The organism is Ancylomarina sp. YFZ004 (assembly GCF_054254355.1).
On sequence record NZ_JBTCHQ010000004.1, the window covers coordinates 124,865 to 144,252 of the forward strand.

The 19,388-nt window shown below is 34.7% G+C and carries 14 protein-coding genes; 12 read left to right on the forward strand and 2 right to left on the reverse strand.

The window, feature by feature from the left end:
• Positions 1–28: 28 nt before the first annotated feature.
• Positions 29–1,771 carry a phospho-sugar mutase gene (locus ACXR6G_RS08255; protein WP_458360941.1) on the reverse strand — a complete coding sequence of 581 codons (1,743 nt, stop codon included), beginning with the start codon at positions 1,769–1,771 and terminating at the stop codon, positions 29–31.
• A 329-nt stretch (positions 1,772–2,100) separates the two neighbouring features.
• Here ACXR6G_RS08255 and rpsA point away from each other — a divergent pair, with 329 nt between their 5' ends.
• The 9 genes from rpsA to ACXR6G_RS08300 all read left to right on the forward strand — a co-directional run bounded on the left by rpsA (position 2,101) and on the right by ACXR6G_RS08300 (position 12,810).
• On the forward strand, positions 2,101–3,921 hold the full coding sequence (rpsA, locus tag ACXR6G_RS08260; protein WP_458360942.1) for a 30S ribosomal protein S1: 1,821 nt from the start codon (positions 2,101–2,103) through the stop codon (positions 3,919–3,921).
• A 28-nt stretch (positions 3,922–3,949) separates the two neighbouring features.
• Positions 3,950–4,303, forward strand: a complete 354-nt coding sequence (locus ACXR6G_RS08265) for an STAS domain-containing protein (protein ID WP_458360943.1) — start codon at positions 3,950–3,952, stop codon at positions 4,301–4,303.
• Between the two features lie 201 nt (positions 4,304–4,504).
• Positions 4,505–5,437, forward strand: coding sequence for a ribonuclease Z (locus ACXR6G_RS08270; RefSeq protein ID WP_458360944.1), 933 nt, complete (start codon positions 4,505–4,507; stop codon positions 5,435–5,437).
• 219 nt (positions 5,438–5,656) lie between these two features.
• Positions 5,657–6,904 (forward strand): C1 family peptidase, encoded by a 1,248-nt coding sequence (locus ACXR6G_RS08275; protein ID WP_458360945.1) that lies wholly within the window; start codon positions 5,657–5,659, stop codon positions 6,902–6,904.
• Positions 6,905–7,107: 203 nt separating this feature from the next.
• The gene (gene guaA / locus ACXR6G_RS08280; RefSeq protein ID WP_458360946.1) at positions 7,108–8,640 is read left to right on the forward strand and encodes a glutamine-hydrolyzing GMP synthase; all 1,533 of its coding nucleotides are present in this window, start codon (positions 7,108–7,110) and stop codon (positions 8,638–8,640) included.
• 182 nt (positions 8,641–8,822) lie between these two features.
• Entirely contained in the window at positions 8,823–10,430 is a 1,608-nt protein-coding gene (locus ACXR6G_RS08285; RefSeq protein WP_458360947.1) for a S41 family peptidase, read from the forward strand.
• A 183-nt stretch (positions 10,431–10,613) separates the two neighbouring features.
• Positions 10,614–11,792 (forward strand): THUMP domain-containing class I SAM-dependent RNA methyltransferase, encoded by a 1,179-nt coding sequence (locus ACXR6G_RS08290; protein WP_458360948.1) that lies wholly within the window; start codon positions 10,614–10,616, stop codon positions 11,790–11,792.
• Between the two features lie 74 nt (positions 11,793–11,866).
• Positions 11,867–12,403 (forward strand): SiaB family protein kinase, encoded by a 537-nt coding sequence (locus tag ACXR6G_RS08295; protein WP_458360949.1) that lies wholly within the window; start codon positions 11,867–11,869, stop codon positions 12,401–12,403.
• A 23-nt stretch (positions 12,404–12,426) separates the two neighbouring features.
• On the forward strand, positions 12,427–12,810 hold the full coding sequence (locus ACXR6G_RS08300; protein ID WP_458360950.1) for a DUF1987 domain-containing protein: 384 nt from the start codon (positions 12,427–12,429) through the stop codon (positions 12,808–12,810).
• 85 nt (positions 12,811–12,895) lie between these two features.
• Here ACXR6G_RS08300 and mnmA read toward each other — a convergent pair whose 3' ends face one another.
• Positions 12,896–14,104, reverse strand: coding sequence for a tRNA 2-thiouridine(34) synthase MnmA (gene mnmA / locus ACXR6G_RS08305; protein ID WP_458360951.1), 1,209 nt, complete (start codon positions 14,102–14,104; stop codon positions 12,896–12,898).
• A 122-nt stretch (positions 14,105–14,226) separates the two neighbouring features.
• Here mnmA and ACXR6G_RS08310 point away from each other — a divergent pair, with 122 nt between their 5' ends.
• From ACXR6G_RS08310 to ACXR6G_RS08320, 3 genes are all read left to right on the forward strand, one after another.
• Entirely contained in the window at positions 14,227–15,111 is an 885-nt protein-coding gene (locus ACXR6G_RS08310; RefSeq protein ID WP_458360952.1) for a DUF3078 domain-containing protein, read from the forward strand.
• Positions 15,112–15,305: 194 nt separating this feature from the next.
• Positions 15,306–18,575 (forward strand): UvrD-helicase domain-containing protein, encoded by a 3,270-nt coding sequence (locus tag ACXR6G_RS08315; RefSeq protein WP_458360953.1) that lies wholly within the window; start codon positions 15,306–15,308, stop codon positions 18,573–18,575.
• A 14-nt stretch (positions 18,576–18,589) separates the two neighbouring features.
• Positions 18,590–19,381, forward strand: coding sequence for a toxin-antitoxin system YwqK family antitoxin (locus ACXR6G_RS08320; protein ID WP_458360954.1), 792 nt, complete (start codon positions 18,590–18,592; stop codon positions 19,379–19,381).
• The last annotated feature ends 7 nt before the right edge of the window (positions 19,382–19,388 follow it).

Sequence of the window (19,388 nt, forward strand, 5' to 3'; positions counted from 1 at the left end):
GTAGTTTTGTATAAACTACCCTAATTTATTAGTTTAATTTCAATGAAAGAATAATTTCTTCAATTTTTTTATCTGCAATAGCCTCAGTCTTATAATAATCTTCTATTTGATTTAAATCTTCACGAACTTCAAAATAAAATTTAATTTTGGGTTCAGTTCCAGATGGACGAACAGAAATTTTTGATCCGTCTTCTAAAAAGAATTGTAAAACATCAGCCGTTGTTTCAAAATCAAGTTCTGATTCTTCACAACTTATTGGGTTAATCGCTTTTCTAATACTGTAATCTTTAACCAATACAACGGGTGAATTATTGATGCTTTCTGGACGATTAAATCGGAAATCATGCATCATTTTCTCAATTTCTTGTGAACCGCTAATTCCTTCTCTTACAATATAAATCATTTTTTCACGAGAAAAGCCATATTCGACATATATTTCCTTCAATATGTCAAATAAATTTTTCCCTTGATCTTTTGCCCAAGCTGCAATTTCTGCCATTATACTACACGACGAAACGGCATCTTTATCGCGAGTAAAATCACCAGGCATGTAGCCAAATGACTCTTCTCCACCACCTATGTAGTTCTTGTCAGGGTTTTTGCGGATAACATCAGCAATCCATTTGAAACCTGTGTAGGCATCAAAACATGTTACATTATTTTTGATTGCAACATCTTTAAACAGTTCAGTAGTTACAATTGTTTTTACAACATAATCGTTTCCTGTAAGCAAACCAAGTTCTCTTCTTCTCCTTATTAAGTAGTAAGTAAATATTAGAGCTGTTTGATTACCATTGATGATTTCCCATTCGCCTTTATCATTTGTAACAGCAATTCCCAAACGGTCGCCATCAGGATCGCAAGCCATAACTAGATCGGCATCTACTTCCTTTGCTTTATCAATAGCCATTTTTAATGCTTCTGGCTCTTCAGGGTTTGCAGACCATACGGTAGGGAAGTTACCATCAACAACATCTTGTTCTGGAATATGAATGATGTTTTCGAAACCGTAGTTCTTTAATGAATCAGGTACTAACTTTACTGTAGTGCCATGTATAGGTGTGAATACAATTTTTAAATCTTTCTGATTCTGAATTGATTCAGGAGATAAGCTCAGTGTCTTAACTGTATCTAGATAAAGCTTATCCATTTCGGCACCCAATACTTCAATCAGTTCAGGATTACCCTCAAATTTAATTTCATCAACTTTAACAGCCTTTACCGCATCGATAATGTTTTTGTCATGAGGTGTAACAATTTGAGATCCATCATCCCAATAAGCTTTATAGCCGTTGTATTCTTTAGGATTGTGTGATGCGGTAATAATAACACCTGATTTACAACCTAGTTGACGAATTGCAAAGGACATCTCTGGAGTTGGTCTTAAGTCATCGAAAATATAAGCTTTTATGCCATTTGCTGAGAAAATATTAGCTACTGTGTCCGAGTATAGCTTGCTGTTGTTTCTACAATCGTATCCGATACATATAGAGATTTCTTCACCGGCAAAACATTGGTTTAGATAATTTGCCAGACCTTGTGTTGCAGCTCCAACCGTATATATATTCATGCGATTTGTACCGGGGCCCATTTTGCCTCGTAAACCACCTGTTCCAAATTCTAAATCCTTATAAAATGAATCGATCAAATCAGATTGATCTTCCTTTTTAATTAGTTCGGAGATTGATTTTTTAGTGTCTTCGTCGTAATTGCCATTAAGCCATTCGTTTGCTTTAGCATTTACAATATCTAGTATATCTGATTGATTCATGTTCTTCTTTTAATTGTAATTGACTTTCGAGTATTTGTTTATTCCCCCTCAAGAATTAAGTCTCAAAAATATCTCATTTTTTTGGATTAATCAAAGAGTTTCTTTGATTAATGGTATTCATTTCAAGATGTAATGTATTTCCTGACCTATATTCCCATTGGTTAGCGTCTTGTGTCATCCTTAAAAGTGGGGGGAGGGTGCTGTAGACTAGGAATTGATAGTGTTTAAAGATATTGATGTATATGTGTTGGATTTGATGAAAAATCTCATGTGTTTTGGATTGTGTTTTGGAATATAATGAGTACTTTTGCAGCGATTTAAATAATATAATGTCTAATTTACTAGTAAACAAACTATTTAGTATGGTTGAAGAAAACAAAAATGCTGCTGTTGAAGCGGAATTTGATTGGGATGCATTTGAGAATGAAGATGCAGGTTTTACTGCTAACAGAGCAGAATTAGAAGCACAGTACGATAAAACTTTATCTACAGTTGCTGAGAAAGAGGTTATCGATGGTATCGTTATCTCTATGAATAAAAGAGAAGTTGTAATCAATATTGGTTACAAATCTGATGGTATCGTTTCATTGAACGAATTCCGTTACAATCAAGAATTAACTGTAGGTGATACAGTTGAGGTTTATGTTGAAAGTCAGGAAGATAAAAAAGGACAATTAGTTCTTTCACACAAAAAAGCACGTGCTTTACGTTCTTGGGATCGTGTTAACTCTGCACTTGAAAACGACGAAATTATTAAAGGTTACATCAAGTGTCGTACCAAAGGTGGTATGATCGTTGACGTATTTGGTATTGAAGCTTTCTTACCAGGTTCTCAAATTGATGTTAAGCCTATCCGTGACTACGATATCTACGTAGGAAAAACTATGGAATTCAAGGTTGTGAAAATCAATCACGAATTTAAAAATGTTGTTGTATCTCACAAAGCTCTTATTGAAGCTGAGTTGGAGCAGCAGAAGAAAGAAATTATCGCTAAGCTTGAAAAAGGTCAAGTTCTTGAAGGAACAGTTAAAAACATCACTTCTTATGGTGTATTTATCGACTTAGGTGGTGTTGATGGTTTGATCCACATTACTGACTTATCATGGGGTAGAGTTTCTCATCCAAGTGAAATCGTTGAATTAGATCAGAAATTGAACGTTGTAATTCTTGATTTCGATGATGATAAGAAACGTATCGCTTTAGGTCTTAAGCAACTTACTCCTCATCCATGGGATGCTCTTGACGCTGAAATGAAAGTTGGCGACAGAGTAATGGGTAAAGTTGTAGTTATGGCTGATTACGGTGCATTCGTTGAGATTGCTGCTGGTGTAGAAGGTCTTATCCACGTTTCTGAAATGTCTTGGTCTCAGCACTTACGTTCTGCTCAAGATTTCATGAAAGTAGGAGATGAGGTTGAAGCTCAGATTATTACTTTAGATCGTGAAGAAAGAAAAATGTCTCTTGGTCTTAAGCAATTGAAGCAAGATCCTTGGGAAGGTGTTGAAGCTAAGTACGCTGTAAATTCTAAGCATGCTGCTAAGGTTCGTAACTTCACAAACTTCGGTGTATTTGTTGAGATTGAAGAAGGTGTTGATGGTTTGATTCACATTTCTGATCTTTCTTGGACTAAGAAAGTGAAGCATCCAGCTGAATTCACTCAAATTGGTGCTGAAATCGAAGTTGTAGTTCTAGAAATAGACAAAGACAACAGAAGATTGAGCCTAGGTCATAAGCAATTGGAAGAGAATCCATGGGATGTATTCGAAACAATCTTTGCTACTGACTCAACTCATGAAGGTACTATCGTAGAGATTTTCGAAAAAGGTGCTGTTGTTGCTCTTCCTTACGGTGTTGAAGGATTCGCTACTCCACGTCACCTTGTTAAAGAAGATGGATCACAAGCTAAAGTTGACGAGAAACTTACTTTTAAAGTAATTGAATTCTCTAAAGCTGCTAAGCGTATCATCCTTTCTCACTCAAGAACTTTCGAAGATGTTAAACGCGCAGAAGTTTCTGAAAAGAAAAAATCTGAGTCGTCTAACTTGAAAAAAGGAGTTAAGAAGATGAAAGATTCATTAGAAAAAACTACCTTAGGTGATATTTCTGAATTGGCTGCTTTAAAATCTAAACTTGAAAAAGGAGATAAGTAAGCTTTAATTAATACTTAAAGAGGTGATTATGGACTTTAAGATTGACAAAAAAGAAGGATACACATTAGTTCGGGTTTTAAATGAAAGATTGGATACTCATATTGCTCCTGAATTAAAATCGAAATTAGTTTTGATTTTCTCTGAAGGAGAGAAGAATATTCTTTTGAATTTAGATGCTTGCACTTACTGTGATTCATCCGGATTGAGTGCCATTCTTGTTGCCAATAGGTTATGTAAGAATGCCAATGGAACATTTGTTTTATATGGTTTACAACCTGCAGTTGAAAAACTGATCATTATTTCACAATTGGATACAGTACTAAACGTTTCAGATGATTTGAGCGTTGCTGAGTCCTTTATGAAAGATGAAATTGAAAATTAATATTGAACGTAAGTGAAATTTTAATTAACAATCTTAGGTAGTAATTCTACATTACTGATCTCTGAAAGATTCCTAACCGCTCAAGTGCTCGCACTTGAGCGGTTTTTTTATTTATTCCATTTGTCGTTAGTGTTTTCGACTCAGAGTTTTCCAGTTTGTAATCTTTTTGCAAGCTTAAAATGATGTATAAATTTATCGTAAGTGAAATTTGAATTAACAATTTTAGGGAGCAATTCTGCATTGCCGACCTCAAAAAGATTTCCAACCTCACAGCTTCTCAATGTGCTTGAGCGTTTTTTTTTGATTGATTGTGGCGAAGGCACACAAATGCAATTGAAAAAATTCCGAGCACCCATGGCTCGAATCAATCACATCTTTATATCACACCTACATGGCGATCATTTTTTTGGTCTGATTGGTCTTATCTCTAGTTTTTCTTTACAAGGACGAACATGTGATTTGCATATTTATGCGCATAGTAAGCTTGAGAAAATAATTCGATTTCAGCTTGAGATCTTAGAATCACGCTTAAGTTATAAGCTCATATTCCATAATATCTTTGGTAAGGAGGTTCAAACTCTTTTTGAAGATGATGCCTTAATTGTTCAATCATTTCCTTTAAAACACGGAGCAATGCCCTGTGCAGGCTTTATATTTAAAGAAAAGGAGCGTCCAAGACACTTGAGAAAAGATATGTTGGACTTTTATAAGATTCCAATAAGAGCCAGGCATGGCATTAAGATGGGAGATGACTATTTGTCTGAAGATGATGAGTTGATTCCTAATTCTAAATTGACTCTTGCAGCTTCTTCACCACGTAGCTATGCATTTTGTACTGATACGGCATACTTTCCCAGAGTCGTACCCAATATTAAGCAGGTTGACTTACTTTATCACGAAGCGACCTTCATAAAAGATGATGAGAAGCGTGCCAAATCGACCTATCATTCAACTGCAGAGCAAGCTGCTAAAATTGCTGATGAAGCAAAGGTTGGTAAACTACTAATAGGTCACTTTTCAGCACGATTCCATGATTTGTCTGATCATTTGAAAGAAGCGCAAGCAGTATTCCCAAATACAGAACTTGCTGAGGATGGTTGTGTCTTTGAGATTCCAATGAAATCTAATAGGTAGGTTATCGATTCACCAGGTTTTATTAGTAATCACCGTTTCTTTACATATCTAATCCCGTTTGTTTAAAAGCATTTATTGAATTATTCTGTCCTATCCCTTTTTTGTTACCTTTAGCTTCTTGATAAAATCTAAAACCAACTTTTATTAATCATTGATTCTGGATTCTTAAATGCACCTGTGTGTAATATTTGAATTTAGATTCACAGACTTAAGGACAACATGAAAAGAATTTTATTATCAGCTGTAGCTGTTGCACTTTGTGCTTCGGGGTTTGCTCAGCAGAAAAAAGACAAATCAACTTTTAAAGAGTATGAGCCAGGTTATTACCAAAACTCTATTCTTAAGGATATTAGAAATGTTGATGCTAAATTAGAAAACAAAGAAGTAGATAAGCGTTTCTTTATGGATCAGTCATCTTACGATCTTCCTAAAGATATTAGTTTGTATACCAATAATACGCATTGGGCTTTGCCAACTATTTCTCAAGGAAATACAGGTACATGCTGGTGTTTTTCAACCACATCATTTTATGAGTCAGAAGTTTATCGTCTTCATAAAAAGAAAGTTGATATTTCTGAGCTATACACTGTTTATTGGGAGTATGTTGAGAAGGCTCGTCGTTTTGTACAAGAAAGAGGCGATTCAGAATTCGGACAAGGTTCTGAAGGTAATGCAGTAGCTCGTATGTGGAAAACCTATGGCGTTATTCCTCAGTCTGAATATACAGGACTGAAAGATGGTCGTAAGTTCCATACTCATGAGAAAATGTATAATGAGATGTTGGCTTATTTGAAGTTCTTGAAGAAAAGTAGTGCTTGGAATGAAGATGAGGCTATTGCAACAATCAAGTCGATTATGAACCATTATATTGGTGTACCTCCAACTAAGTTTACTGTAGAAGGTACTGAATATACACCTCAATCTTATTTGAAAGATTACTTGAAACTGAATCCTGATGATTATATCGAATTACTTTCATATAAGCAAGAGCCTTACTGGGAGCAAGTAGAATATAAAGTGCCTGATAACTGGTGGCATTCAAAAGAGTACTATAATGTACCTCTTGATGTTTATATGGAAGCAATTAAGTCAGCAGTACGTGACGGCTATACAATGAGTATTGGTGGTGATGTTTCTGAAGCTGGTTTCCTACGTACAACTAACTGTGCTATGGTTCCTTCCTTCGATATTCCATCTGAATATATTACTGAAGATGCTCGTCAATTCCGTTTTTCTAATGGAACAACAACAGATGATCATGGTATGCACTTAATTGGTTACTATGTTGATAAATCAGGAAAAGATTGGTATTTAATTAAAGACTCAAGTTCTGGTTCTCGTAATATCGACGAAAAATCAGCTGAATTTGGATATTATTTCTTCCACGAAGATTACGTAAAACTTAAGATGATGGGTGTTACAGTTCATAAAGATGCTGTAAAGAAATTGATGAAAAAGTTTAAGTAAGCCATATATAAAGCTTCAAAAGCCCGTTTGCATATTATGCAAACGGGCTTTTTGTTTATCCACAACTTCCGAAATATTTTAAGAATCCATATTTAATCAAAATTTGTTATAACAATCGGAAACAATAATTATTTAATGCTGATGAATTGTATATCTTTGTACGCCAAATAGAGAAGCTAAACAATCCATATATTTTTAAGATTATGCAAGAAAAGATTTTGATTCTTGACTTTGGCTCGCAGTACACTCAGCTGATTGCTCGACGTGTTCGCGAATTAAATGTTTATTGCGAAATTCACCCTTATAACAATCCTCCTCAATTGGATGACAGTATAAAAGGTGTGATCCTTTCGGGAAGTCCATTCTCGGTTCGCGAAGAAAATGCTCCAATTCCAGATTTATCAGAGATTAAAGGCAAATTACCACTTCTTGGTGTTTGTTATGGTGCTCAGCATTTAGCTCACTGCTTTGGTGGGGAAGTTATGGCATCTAACAAAAGAGAATATGGTCGTGCTAACTTGACTTCTGTTGATGCAACTAACGAATTGTTAGAAGGTGTTAGTATGGACTCTCAAGTATGGATGTCACACGGTGATACCATTGAGCGCATGCCAGAAAATTATAAAGTAATTGCTAGCACAGTTGATGTTGAGAATGCTGCTTTTACAATTGAAGGCGAAACGTCTTACGGTATTCAATTCCACCCTGAGGTTTATCATACTACTGAAGGAGCAATTTTGTTGAAGAACTTTATTGTAGGAATTTGTGGTTGCGAACAAAGCTGGACGCCAGATGCATTTGTTGAAACGACAGTTGCAGAATTGAAAGCAAAACTTGGTGATGATAGAGTAATTCTAGGTTTATCAGGTGGTGTTGATTCTACGGTAGCAGCAATGTTATTGCATAAAGCAATTGGTAAAAACCTATATTGTATTTTTGTTGATAACGGTTTATTACGTAAGAATGAGTTTACTGATGTATTGAAGAGATACGAAACTTTAGGCTTAAATGTAACTGGAATTGATGCAGGAGAGAAGTTTATTTCAGCCATGGCTGGTGTTACTGACCCTGAAGGAAAACGTAAGATTATTGGTAATGCCTTTATTGAAGTTTTCGATGAAGAATCACATAAGATTGAGAATGCAAAATGGTTAGGTCAAGGAACTATTTATCCAGATGTTATTGAATCTATTTCAGTAACTGGAGGTCCTTCACAAACGATTAAATCTCATCACAATGTTGGTGGATTACCTGACTATATGAAACTGAAAGTGGTAGAGCCATTGAGGTTGTTATTTAAAGACGAGGTTCGTCGTGTAGGTAGAAGCATGGGACTTGAAGAGAAATTTATAGCTCGTCATCCTTTCCCAGGACCAGGATTAGGGATTCGTATCTTGGGTGATATTACTCATGAAAAAGTACGTATTCTTCAAGAGGTTGATCATATCTATATTTCAGGCTTGATTGAAGATGGTTTATATGACGAAGTTTGGCAAGCAGGAGCAATGTTATTACCTGTGCAGTCTGTAGGTGTTATGGGAGACGAAAGAACTTACGAAAGAGTTGTTGCTCTTCGTGCAGTTAGTTCTACCGATGGTATGACAGCTGATTGGTCACATTTACCATATGAATTCCTTGCTAAGATTTCAAATAAGATTATCAATGGTGTTAAAGGTGTTAATCGAGTGGTGTACGACATCAGTTCGAAACCACCTGCAACTATTGAGTGGGAATAATATTTCAAGAGCTATCCTTTTAGGATGGCTCTTTTTTTTGTCTTGAACAGAATTCAATTCAGTTGAAATGTTATTTTTCTCTAAAAGGCCTTATATTTCAATATATAGCTTAAGTGAATTTTACAAAAAGATTGTATCTTTCGTTTTACTTTTAACGAAGTCTAAATAAATAAAATTAATATATGAGATTAATGAATTCTACCATTAGTAAATCTGTTTTTGCTTTCTTACTTTTTTTTGTTTTAGGTTTTTCACAGACTCAAGCACAAGAAGTAAGAGATCAGACCATTAAATACCAAAACCTAATTGCTTTAGTCGATGCTTTTTATGTTGATAGTGTGAGTCTTGAGAAGTTAACTGAAGATGCTATTATTAAGGTGCTCGCAGAACTTGATCCTCATTCAGTTTATATAAGTAAGGATGAAGTGAAAGCCATGAACGAACCCTTGCAAGGAAGTTTTAGTGGGGTAGGGATTCAATTTAATATTTTGAGAGATACATTAATGGTGGTTGCAACCATTCCTGGTGGTCCATCTGAAAAAGCAGGTTTAAGACCTAGCGATAGAATCATCAAAATTGATGATGAAATGGTAGCCGGTGTTGGAATGAAAAATACCGATGTGTTTAAGAAATTACGGGGTGATAAAGGCACGAAAGTGAACCTTGCTATTCAACGTAAAGGGGAAAAAGAATTACTTGATTTTCTGATTATTCGCGATGATATTCCAATTTTTAGTCTTGATGCGTCTTATATGATCAATAAGAATGTCGGTTATATTAAGTTGAATCGATTTGCTGCTAAAACAGCTGAAGAATTTATTGAAGCTCTGTTGGAATTAAAAGAGCAAAAAATGAAAGACCTTATTCTTGACCTACGAGGTAATGGCGGTGGATATATGACTGCTGCGATTAAAATTGTAGATCAGATGTTCAATAAGAATCAGTCAATTGTATTTACGGATGGTTTAAAGTCGAAACGTCATGATAATATTTCAACTGACCTTGGATCATTTAAAGAAGGAAGAGTTATTGTTCTTATAGATGAAGGTTCAGCTTCAGCCTCAGAGATTGTATCAGGTGCTATTCAAGATTGGGATAGAGGTTTGGTTGTAGGACGTCGTTCTTTTGGAAAAGGTTTGGTTCAGCGCCAATTTCCTTTGTCTGATGGGGCAATGATTCGATTAACAACAGCTCACTACTACACTCCAACTGGGCGATGTATCCAAAAGCCTTACGATAATGGTTTAATGGATTATAGAATGGATATTATAAACCGTTATAGGTCTGGTGAAATGGTGAGTAAGGATAGTATTCATCTCGCTGATTCATTAAAATATAAAACATTGGTAAAGGAACGCTTAGTTTATGGAGGGGGTGGAATTATGCCTGACGTATTTGTTCCAATCGATACGGCTGCTAATTTTAAATACTTTAATTTATTGGCTCGTAAGAATGTCCTTTATCCTTTTGTTTTGACTTTTATGGATAATAATAGAGATGACTTCAAGTCAAAGTATCCAGATTTTGAGACTTTCAATAAAAAATTCCATATCACCGATGAAATGTTGAAAGAATTGGTTGCACAAGGTGATGAAGCTAAGGTTGAGCATACTGAAGAAGAATATTTAGCTGTAAAAGAACACTTGAGAGTGCATCTGAAAGCTTTAATTGCTAGAGATCTTTGGGATGGTGCAGAGTATTACCAGATTGTGAATCAGAAAAATGAAATACTCGATAGAGCTTTGGAAATACTTGATAATTCTAAAGAATATGAGAAATATTTAAAGTAAATATTTACTTTTTATGTGAAAAGCCGGATGTTTTCCGGCTTTTTTTATTTAAAACCACTGAAAAATAGCTGATTTTTATAAGCTAAAGACTACTTTTGTAAGCGTAAATTAACGGGAGTCTATAGTTTATAGAATTTATAGATGCGCGAGCTATTCAAAGTGGTATAATTAATAACAATAGTTTTGAAAACAGATTCGGTAAAGTTTAGAATGATTGCAAAAACCTTTCAAGGTTTAGAGGAGGTATTGGTTCAGGAATTGGAAAATTTAGGAGCTGAGGAGATTAAAGTATTAAAGCGTGCCGTAAGTTTTGTCGGAGATAAAGCTTTAATGTACAAAACGAACTTTCACTTAAGAACAGCGACTCGTGTTATTAAGCCAATTCACAAGTTTAATGCTATAGACACTGATGAAGTGTATAAAGGTATTCAGGAGATAGACTGGAGTGAGTATCTATCTTTAAAAGATACGATTTCAATTGATAGTACTATCAGTTCTGAAGATTTCAAACATTCGAAGTTTGTTACTTACCGAGTTAAAGATGCTATTGTTGACCAGTTTTTTGATAAAACAGGAGATCGCCCATCGGTTCGTGTTGTCAATCCTACATTGAGAATCAATGTACATATCGATAAAAACACATGTACTGTTTCATTAGATAGTTCTGGTGAATCATTGCACAAAAGAGGGTATAGAGTTGCAGAAACTGCTGCTCCCCTTAATGAAGTAATGGCTGCAGGTATGATTCTTATGTCAGAATGGGATAAGAAATCGAACTTTATTGACCCAATGTGTGGTTCAGGAACCTTATTGATTGAAGCTGCATTAATTGCATACAATATTCCTGTAGGTTTATATCGAAAAGAACTAGGTTTCCAGAAATGGAGTGATTTCGACCAAGATCTTTGGGATGAAATTTATAATGACGAAACTGAAATTGATTTTGACGCTAATATCATAGGTTGTGATATCTCTGATAAAGCCATGGAAATTGCTGAGGAGAACATTCGTAACGCTGGTTTGAGAAGAAAAATTAAGTTGACTGTGATGCCTTTCCAACAATTTATTCCTCCAACAGAAAAAGGTATTTTAATTACAAATCCTCCATACGGTGAGCGTTTGAAAGTTAAAGACTTAGAAGGCCTTTATTCTATGATTGGAGAAAGATTGAAGCACCAATTTATGGGTTATGATGCATGGATTCTTAGCTATGGAAAAGAATGTTTTGATAGCATTGGTTTGCGTCCATCAAGAAAAGTAACCTTATTCAATGGTCCTTTAGAATGCAAGTTCCAGAAATATTCAATGTTTGCTGGGAGTAAGAAAGATACCTTTAAAAGTAGAAAAGAATCAGAAAGATAAGTATTACAGCATAAATCTTTTAGCTATTTTATTATATTTGTTGAGAAGAGATAATTTAATATAAAGATATTTCAATGAGTTTTAACCTTAACCAGTGGTTTGCCGACAATGTGAGCGAAGACACCCTTTTCTATTATAAAGGGAGTGTTGGTTCTAAGCAGGTAACAGATATTCTGGAAAAGATTGAAGCGATTATGGATGAAAAAAACTTTCCAATGAAGGAGAGAAAAAAGATTCTAAATATCCTTATCGAATTGGTTCAGAACCTTTATCATCATGGTGAGAAGTTCGAGATTGAAGATACTTTTAAAAGTTATGGAAGCTTAATCTTCAAAAAAAATGAAGATGGAGTGAAGATCATCTCTGCCAATTTCATCAAAATTGAAAAGCTTAAGGTTTTCACAGATTATATTGATCATACGAATTTATTAGGTGCCGAAGAGCTAAAAAACTTATACCGAAAAGTGTTGTCTAATAGACATTTTTCTGAAAAAGGTGGAGGCGGTCTAGGCATTATCAATATGATAAGAAGAAGTGGAAATAGACTTAAGTATTGTTCTAAACGAACCAAAGGAGAGAATTTCTTCTTAGTCTTAACTGTAAAAATTTAGTCAAAAAATAACGATATTCTTTTATGGATACTTTAATAATAGAAGGCAGCTCAAAAACTCCGAAAGTCGTATTTAACGCTGAAAATGGCGAATTACTTCTTGAAGGGCGTTCAATTCCGGAAAATTCACTAGAATTTTACATTCCTCTCATGGAATGGGTAGAAGCATATTCTCATGAAGTAAAAACTGATACCATCGTTCAGATGAAATTGGAATATTTCAATACCAGTTCTTCAAAATGCATTTTGGACTTTTTCAGAAAACTTGAGACGATTTCAAACCGAGGGAAAAATGTTTCTGTAAATTGGTATTTCGAAGAGGATGATGAAGATATGATGGAAGCAGGAGAAGACTATAATGCGATCGTAGGCATACCTTTTGTAATGGTTGAGCAAAAAGAAGCTTAATATATTGACTGATATGATATAAAAAGGGGCTGATTCATTTGAATCAGCCCCTTTTGCATTATAATAATTTGAATGAATTTTTCATTTATTCTCCATCGATAGGACCAGAACCTATCAATTCATCACCATCGTACCAGGCAGCAAATTGTCCTGCAACAACTGCACGTTGTGGTTCGTCGAAAAGAATATATAAGCCTTCTTTCTTAAAGTAAATTGTTCCTTTTTGAAGTGGCTGACGATAACGGATTCTAATATCGTAACGTCTTTCGCACTCCTCAGTTGGCATTAAATCTTGACGAATCCAATGTGTTTCTTCTTTCGAAATAAACAGAGCCTTACGCATTAAAAGAGGATGAGAGTGCCCCATACCTGTATAAATGATATTCTCCTTAACATCAGTGCCAATAACAAATAAGGGTTCAGCTTTTCCGCCAACATTTAAACCTTTTCTTTGTCCTACAGTAAAGAAATGAGCTCCATTGTGTTCACCAACTTTCTTACCATGATGTCTTCTAAATTGATAGGGTCTAGCTAAGTCAGCTAATTCTTCAGATTTAGGTATAATTCGGTGAGCATTCTCGGCTAATACTTCAACAATAACGCCAGGTTTAGCCTTCAGTTTTTGCTGTAGAAATATAGGTAAGTCTACTTTTCCAACAAAACAGATTCCTTGTGAGTCTTTCTTTTCAGCAGATGCTAGTTTTGCTCTACGAGCTATTTCTCTAACTTCAGGCTTCTCAATGTCACCAATAGGGAACATAGCTTTGGAAAGCTGTTCTTGTGAGAGTTGACATAGAAAATAACTTTGATCTTTATTATTATCAACACCAGCTAAAAGGCTATAAACCTCTTTACCATCAACGATCTTTGTTTCTTTTCTGCAATAGTGTCCTGTTGCTACATAGTCAGCACCAAGCTCTACCGCTTTCTTTAAGAATACGTCGAATTTTATTTCCCGATTACAGAGTACATCAGGGTTTGGTGTACGTCCACATTCATATTCAGCGAACATGTAATCAATTACTTTCGCTCGATATTCTGTACTTAAATCAACAAAGTGAAATGGAATATCTAATTTTTTAGCAACCATTTGTGCAAATAGAATATCCTCGTCAAAAGGACACTCTTCTGATTTTAAGCCAACCGTATCGTTCCAGTTTTGCATAAACAAAGCTTCAACTTCATAGCCTTGTTCTTTGAGTAAATAGGCTGCTACACTTGAATCAACTCCTCCAGACAATCCTATTACAACTTTTTTTGTCATTTCTTTTTCTCCTTCATTTTGAATCTGCAAATGTACTTATTAATATTCTTAAGAGCAATATCGATTTTTTCGATAAAACAAATGCTTATCTTTAAACAAAATAAATTAATTTTGTATACTGTTATATCGAATATTAATTAAATAACTATACAATGACTAGAAATTTACTTTTCGTATTCTTTGCGCTTATAAGTCTTAATATTAGTGCACAAGAAACTCAGGACACAAGCTATTGGAAAAAAGGAGGAATGGCTTCATTATCTTTTTCTCAAACTTCATTAAGTAATTGGTCAGGTGGTGGTGACAATGCTATCTCTACAAATGTTCAGTTGAACTTATTTGCCAATTATACCAGAGATAAAAATGCTTGGGATAATACATTAAAGCTAGAGTATGGCCTATTGAAACAAGGTGATGCAGGTACTCGTAAAAGTATCGATAAGATTGATTTTGTGACAAAATATGGACATCAGGCAAGTAAGAAATGGTATTATACAGCTTTATTAGATTTCAAATCTCAATTTGCAAAAGGATATAACTATGGGAAAACTGAAAGTGACCCAGATGTGAAGGTGTCTAATTTCCTTGCACCTGCTTATATTTTGCTTTCTCTGGGTATGGACTATAAGCCAAATGAGACTTTCTCAGCTTATTTATCACCTGTAACAGGCAAGACAACTATTGTGAATGATAACGAATTGTCTGACGCTGGGGCTTTTGGAGTAGATCCAGGTGATAAAATGAGACTTGAGTTTGGTGCTCTGTCAAAATTGACTTATAAGAAGACTGTAGCTAAGAATGTTGATGTAAAGAGCACTTTGGACTTATTTACATCATATTCTGATACTTTTGGAAACATTGATGTCAATTGGGACTTAATGATTAACATGAAAGTGAATGAATTCCTTACAGCTTCTATCAATACAACTTTAGTATATGATGATGACGTGGAGTATGTGAATAAAGATGGCGTAAACAAAGGTGTTAAAGTACAGTTCAAAGAAATATTAGGAATAGGGCTATCGTATAAGTTCTAAAAATAAGCTCATAAATATTTTGAATGCCTCTTAAGTGATACTTAAGGGGCATTTTTTTTGAAGTGAAATTCATAATTAATTGAAAGTGATAGCTTAGAGATATTCATAGCATATACTTTTCAAACTAAAAAACATCGTGATTCTTACTGTTAAGCTAGCTTAAAATTGTATTTTCGGGATAAATTAGATTTACTATGTCATCATTAAATATATATCGAGCGTCAGCTGGATCAGGAAAAACCTACACACTCACACGCGAATATTTAAAGCTTGTTTTCGAAGAAGCTTTGAATTATCGCAGCATTCTGGCAGTAACTTTTACTAATAAGGCGACTGATGAGATGAAATCAAGAATATTAAAGGAGATTTATATTCTCTCAAAAGGTGAAAAATCACCCTATGCAGAAGAGTTAATGGAACTCAATAAGTTTGATGCAAATGCCTTGCAAGTAAAAGCAAAAGAAATATTAAACCGCTTGCTTCATGATTATAGCCGATTCTCCGTCACCACAATTGATAGTTTCTTTCAGAAAGTAGTCCGCTCATTTACGAGAGAAATTGGTTTGCAAATGGGCTTCAATATTGAGCTTGACCAACGTAAGGTTTTAAATGATGCTGTAGACCTATTGTTTCTCGATGTGGATGAAGATGCTCAATTACGCTCTTGGTTGTCTGACTTCGCAGAATCAAAGATAAAAGAGGGGAAGACATGGAATTTCAAGAATGATATTCTTGAAGTTGGAACTGAGGTGTTTAAGGAAGATTATATGAATTTCGATCAGGTTTTGATTGAAAAACTATCTGATAAAAATTTCTTAAATGCATACCGAAAGGGCTTGAAGCAAATTAAGGATGACTTTGAGAATACACTTAAAGAAATTGGAACGAGGGCTGTAAATCTGATTGATAATCAGGGTTTAAGTGTTGCTGATTTTGCTTATGGCAAATCGGGTTTCGCTAATTATTTTTATAAGCTTCAAGCTGGTGATATGGTAGAGCCAGGAGCCCGTGTTTTAGCAGCCATCGATAATCCAGATAAATGGACTTCAGCTAAAGCGAGTCCAGATATTAAAGCTGCTGTTTCATCTATATATTCCTCAGGTTTAGGTGATTTATTGAAAAATGCAGTGGAGTTCTTTAATAATGAATGCCATTTGTATTTTTCCACAGATAAAACACTTAAGTACATCTATACTCTGGGGATTTTAACAGATATATCAAAAAAGATTAAATCTTTCACAGAGGATGAAAATCTGTTTTTATTATCTGAAGCCTCTCGTTTACTTCGCAGCATTATTGGAACCAATGATACGCCCTTTGTCTATGAGAAAATTGGGAATGTGTATAAGCATTTCATGATTGATGAGTTCCAGGATACCTCTTCCATGCAATGGGAAAATTTCCGACCATTGGTTGGGAATTCATTGGCTGAGGATAATCGCTCTTTGGTTGTGGGTGATGTGAAACAGTCGATTTACCGTTGGAGAAATGGAGATTGGAAGTTACTTGCTGAACAGTTGGATGTGGATTTTAAAGATCAGGGAGTAAATGGCATGACCTTGGATATGAACTGGCGAAGTTCAAAGAACGTCATCAACTTTAATAATGCTTTATATGCTTTAGCATCTCAAGCTTTGCAAAACGATTACAATAATGATATTCCTAAGGGCTTAGAAGATAAGTTGAGTGTTGAGCAAGCACGAATACTGAATGCTTATTCTGATGTTTATCAGGGATATCCTGGAGGAGAAGATAAGTGCCCTGGCTATGTGAAAGCCAATATGATTGAAGTTGAAAAAGGAGAGAAGTGGATTGAGCGTGTTTTAGAATTATTACCGACTCAAATTGAGGAGATTCAAACTAAAGGGTATCAGGCAGGAGATATGGCAATTCTAGTTCGAAATGGGCGAGAAGGTGCTATGATTGCTAATAAATTGATGGCTTATAGGAACTCCGAATCAGCTATAGAAGGCGTGAACTATAATGTGATTTCGAACGAGTCACTTTATCTCAAGAATTCTTCGGTTATTAGTTTTCTATCCCATTTATTGAGGTATTTTATTTACCCAGAGGATAAAATTAATTTAGCTTATTTACTACAGGAATATAGCCTGTATCTTAAAGAAATAAAGCCTGAAAATTTTGATGATATATTTGCACAGAGTGATGATTCTGAAGATATATTTAAAGGGTTTTTCCCAGTTGAGTTCACTGAAAATATCTCATTGTTAAAGCGACAAGCTCTTTTTGATTTAGTAGAACAGTTGATTGATATTTTCCAATTGAATAAGCGTTCAACTGATTTTCCATATCTGGAAGCTTATCAAGATCTTGTACTAGGTTTTTCGCGTAGTGATGCACCAGATCTGAACTCATTTGTTGATTATTGGGAAGAGCGAAAGGATAAGGAAGTTATCTCCGTTTCTGATCATCAGGATGCCATTCGAATTCTAACGATTCATAAATCGAAAGGTTTGGAATTTAAGGCTGTTCTATTACCCTTTTGTGATTGGGATTTGGATGATGTGAAGCACACTAAAATACTTTGGTGCCAACCAGAATTGGAAGGTTTTAATAAGATTGATGTCTTGCCGATTCGTTACGGATCTGACTTAAAACAAACCATTTATTATAAAGAGTACTTTACTGAAAAGCTACAGGCCTATATCGATAATCTTAATTTGCTCTACGTTGCTACAACCCGAGCTGAAGAAATTTTAATTACCTATTCTCCCTTACCAACAAACGATAAATTTTCTAAAGTTAGTCACCTGTTATTCCATATCTTTGAGAATGCAGCCAAGTATTCGTCAGATTTTGGTGGCAAAGAGCTCATCAATATGAATACTTATTGGGATGATGAGAATAAATGCTTTGAATTAGGAGAGTTAGTTGAGAAGGAAAGAGAGGTTATTGAACATGAAGTTGAGCAATTAATGACTGAATATCCAGCTTCAATGCTTGATGATAGATTGAAATTACGTTCTCATGCAGCAGATTATTTTGATTTCTCTGAAGCGGCATCTATAGATAGTTTTGCACCGGTGAATAGAGGTAATATTTTGCATAGTTTGTTTCAAGATATTAAGTACGCTGACGATATTGATTCGGCTTTATCTAAACTTAAATTTGAAGGCAAATTAGATGAGTCGCAATCAGAAGAGGTTAGAATAATGGTGGAAGAATTGTTTAAGAAACCTCAAATTGCTTCCTGGTTTTCGAAAGATTGGCGAGTGATTAACGAACGTGATATTCTGTTGGGTGAAGGCAATACTTTGCGGCCGGATAGAGTGATTGTGAAAGATGATCAAGCCATAGTAATTGATTATAAGTTTGGTAAAAAGAAGGAAAAAGATCATATTCGTCAGGTTGGTGCTTATAAAAAGCTACTTGAGAAAATGAATTTTAAACAGGTTTTTGCCTTTATCCTTTATGGAAAACTAGATGAAATTGTAGAAGTATAAAACAAAATAATATCATGAAAACGAAATTAGTTCTAGTCTTATTATCAAGCTTAATTTTCACATCATGTAATTATGTGATGGAAAAATTTTCCCAGAAAGGTGAGGTTGTTGATCAATCAGTCGTTATAAATAGTGATTCTACTGATAAGAAATCTCTTAATGGAGAAGTACGATATAAGTTTCCTAGTGGGAAATTGAAATCTATCGTTAAATATAAGGACAATAAGAAGGTGGGTACCAGTCATAGCTATTATGAAACGGGTGAAAAGCAATATGAAATTCCCTATGTTGATGGAAAAAAGCATGGTGTGGTGAAGTGGTTTTATAAAAGCGGCAAGTTGTATCGAGCTACTAATTATAAAGAGAGATTAAAACATGGAGCTCAAAAAAAATATTGGGAAAGTGGCAAAATAAAATCTGAAATGCTTTTTGAGAATGATATGATGTGTAAAGGCTTGAAGGAGTTTACAAACACAGGAAAACAGAAAAAAGAACCCCAAATTAAGGTGGAATACGTTAATCTTCTGAATCAATCAAATATGTATCATCTAAATTTGAGTATGGAGAAGAGATATAGAAAAGTGCAATTCTATATTGGTAAATTACAAGATGGAAAGTGTTTTCCATTGAAAGCCTATACTGTTTTGAGTGAGTTGGAAACAAAAAAAGGGAAGGCTACTTTTAAATTCAGTGTACCAAAGGGACGTACAATCGATAAAGATATTCCAATTATTGCTGTAGTTCAATCCTCATATCAAAACTATTATATAATGGCGACTACGGCAAGAGTAAATATTGAAAACTAGAATTTAA

What these genes read in the sequence shown, in the direction of transcription:
- ACXR6G_RS08255 (WP_458360941.1), bottom strand. Translation starts at nt 1,771, where the DNA reads ATGAATCAATCAGATATACTAGATATTGTAAATGCTAAAGCAAACGAA.
- rpsA (WP_458360942.1), top strand. Translation starts at nt 2,101, where the DNA reads ATGTCTAATTTACTAGTAAACAAACTATTTAGTATGGTTGAAGAAAAC.
- ACXR6G_RS08265 (WP_458360943.1), top strand. Translation starts at nt 3,950, where the DNA reads ATGGACTTTAAGATTGACAAAAAAGAAGGATACACATTAGTTCGGGTT.
- ACXR6G_RS08275 (WP_458360945.1), top strand. Translation starts at nt 5,657, where the DNA reads ATGAAAAGAATTTTATTATCAGCTGTAGCTGTTGCACTTTGTGCTTCG.
- guaA (WP_458360946.1), top strand. Translation starts at nt 7,108, where the DNA reads ATGCAAGAAAAGATTTTGATTCTTGACTTTGGCTCGCAGTACACTCAG.
- ACXR6G_RS08285 (WP_458360947.1), top strand. Translation starts at nt 8,823, where the DNA reads ATGAGATTAATGAATTCTACCATTAGTAAATCTGTTTTTGCTTTCTTA.
- ACXR6G_RS08295 (WP_458360949.1), top strand. Translation starts at nt 11,867, where the DNA reads ATGAGTTTTAACCTTAACCAGTGGTTTGCCGACAATGTGAGCGAAGAC.
- ACXR6G_RS08300 (WP_458360950.1), top strand. Translation starts at nt 12,427, where the DNA reads ATGGATACTTTAATAATAGAAGGCAGCTCAAAAACTCCGAAAGTCGTA.
- ACXR6G_RS08310 (WP_458360952.1), top strand. Translation starts at nt 14,227, where the DNA reads ATGACTAGAAATTTACTTTTCGTATTCTTTGCGCTTATAAGTCTTAAT.
- ACXR6G_RS08315 (WP_458360953.1), top strand. Translation starts at nt 15,306, where the DNA reads ATGTCATCATTAAATATATATCGAGCGTCAGCTGGATCAGGAAAAACC.
- ACXR6G_RS08320 (WP_458360954.1), top strand. Translation starts at nt 18,590, where the DNA reads ATGAAAACGAAATTAGTTCTAGTCTTATTATCAAGCTTAATTTTCACA.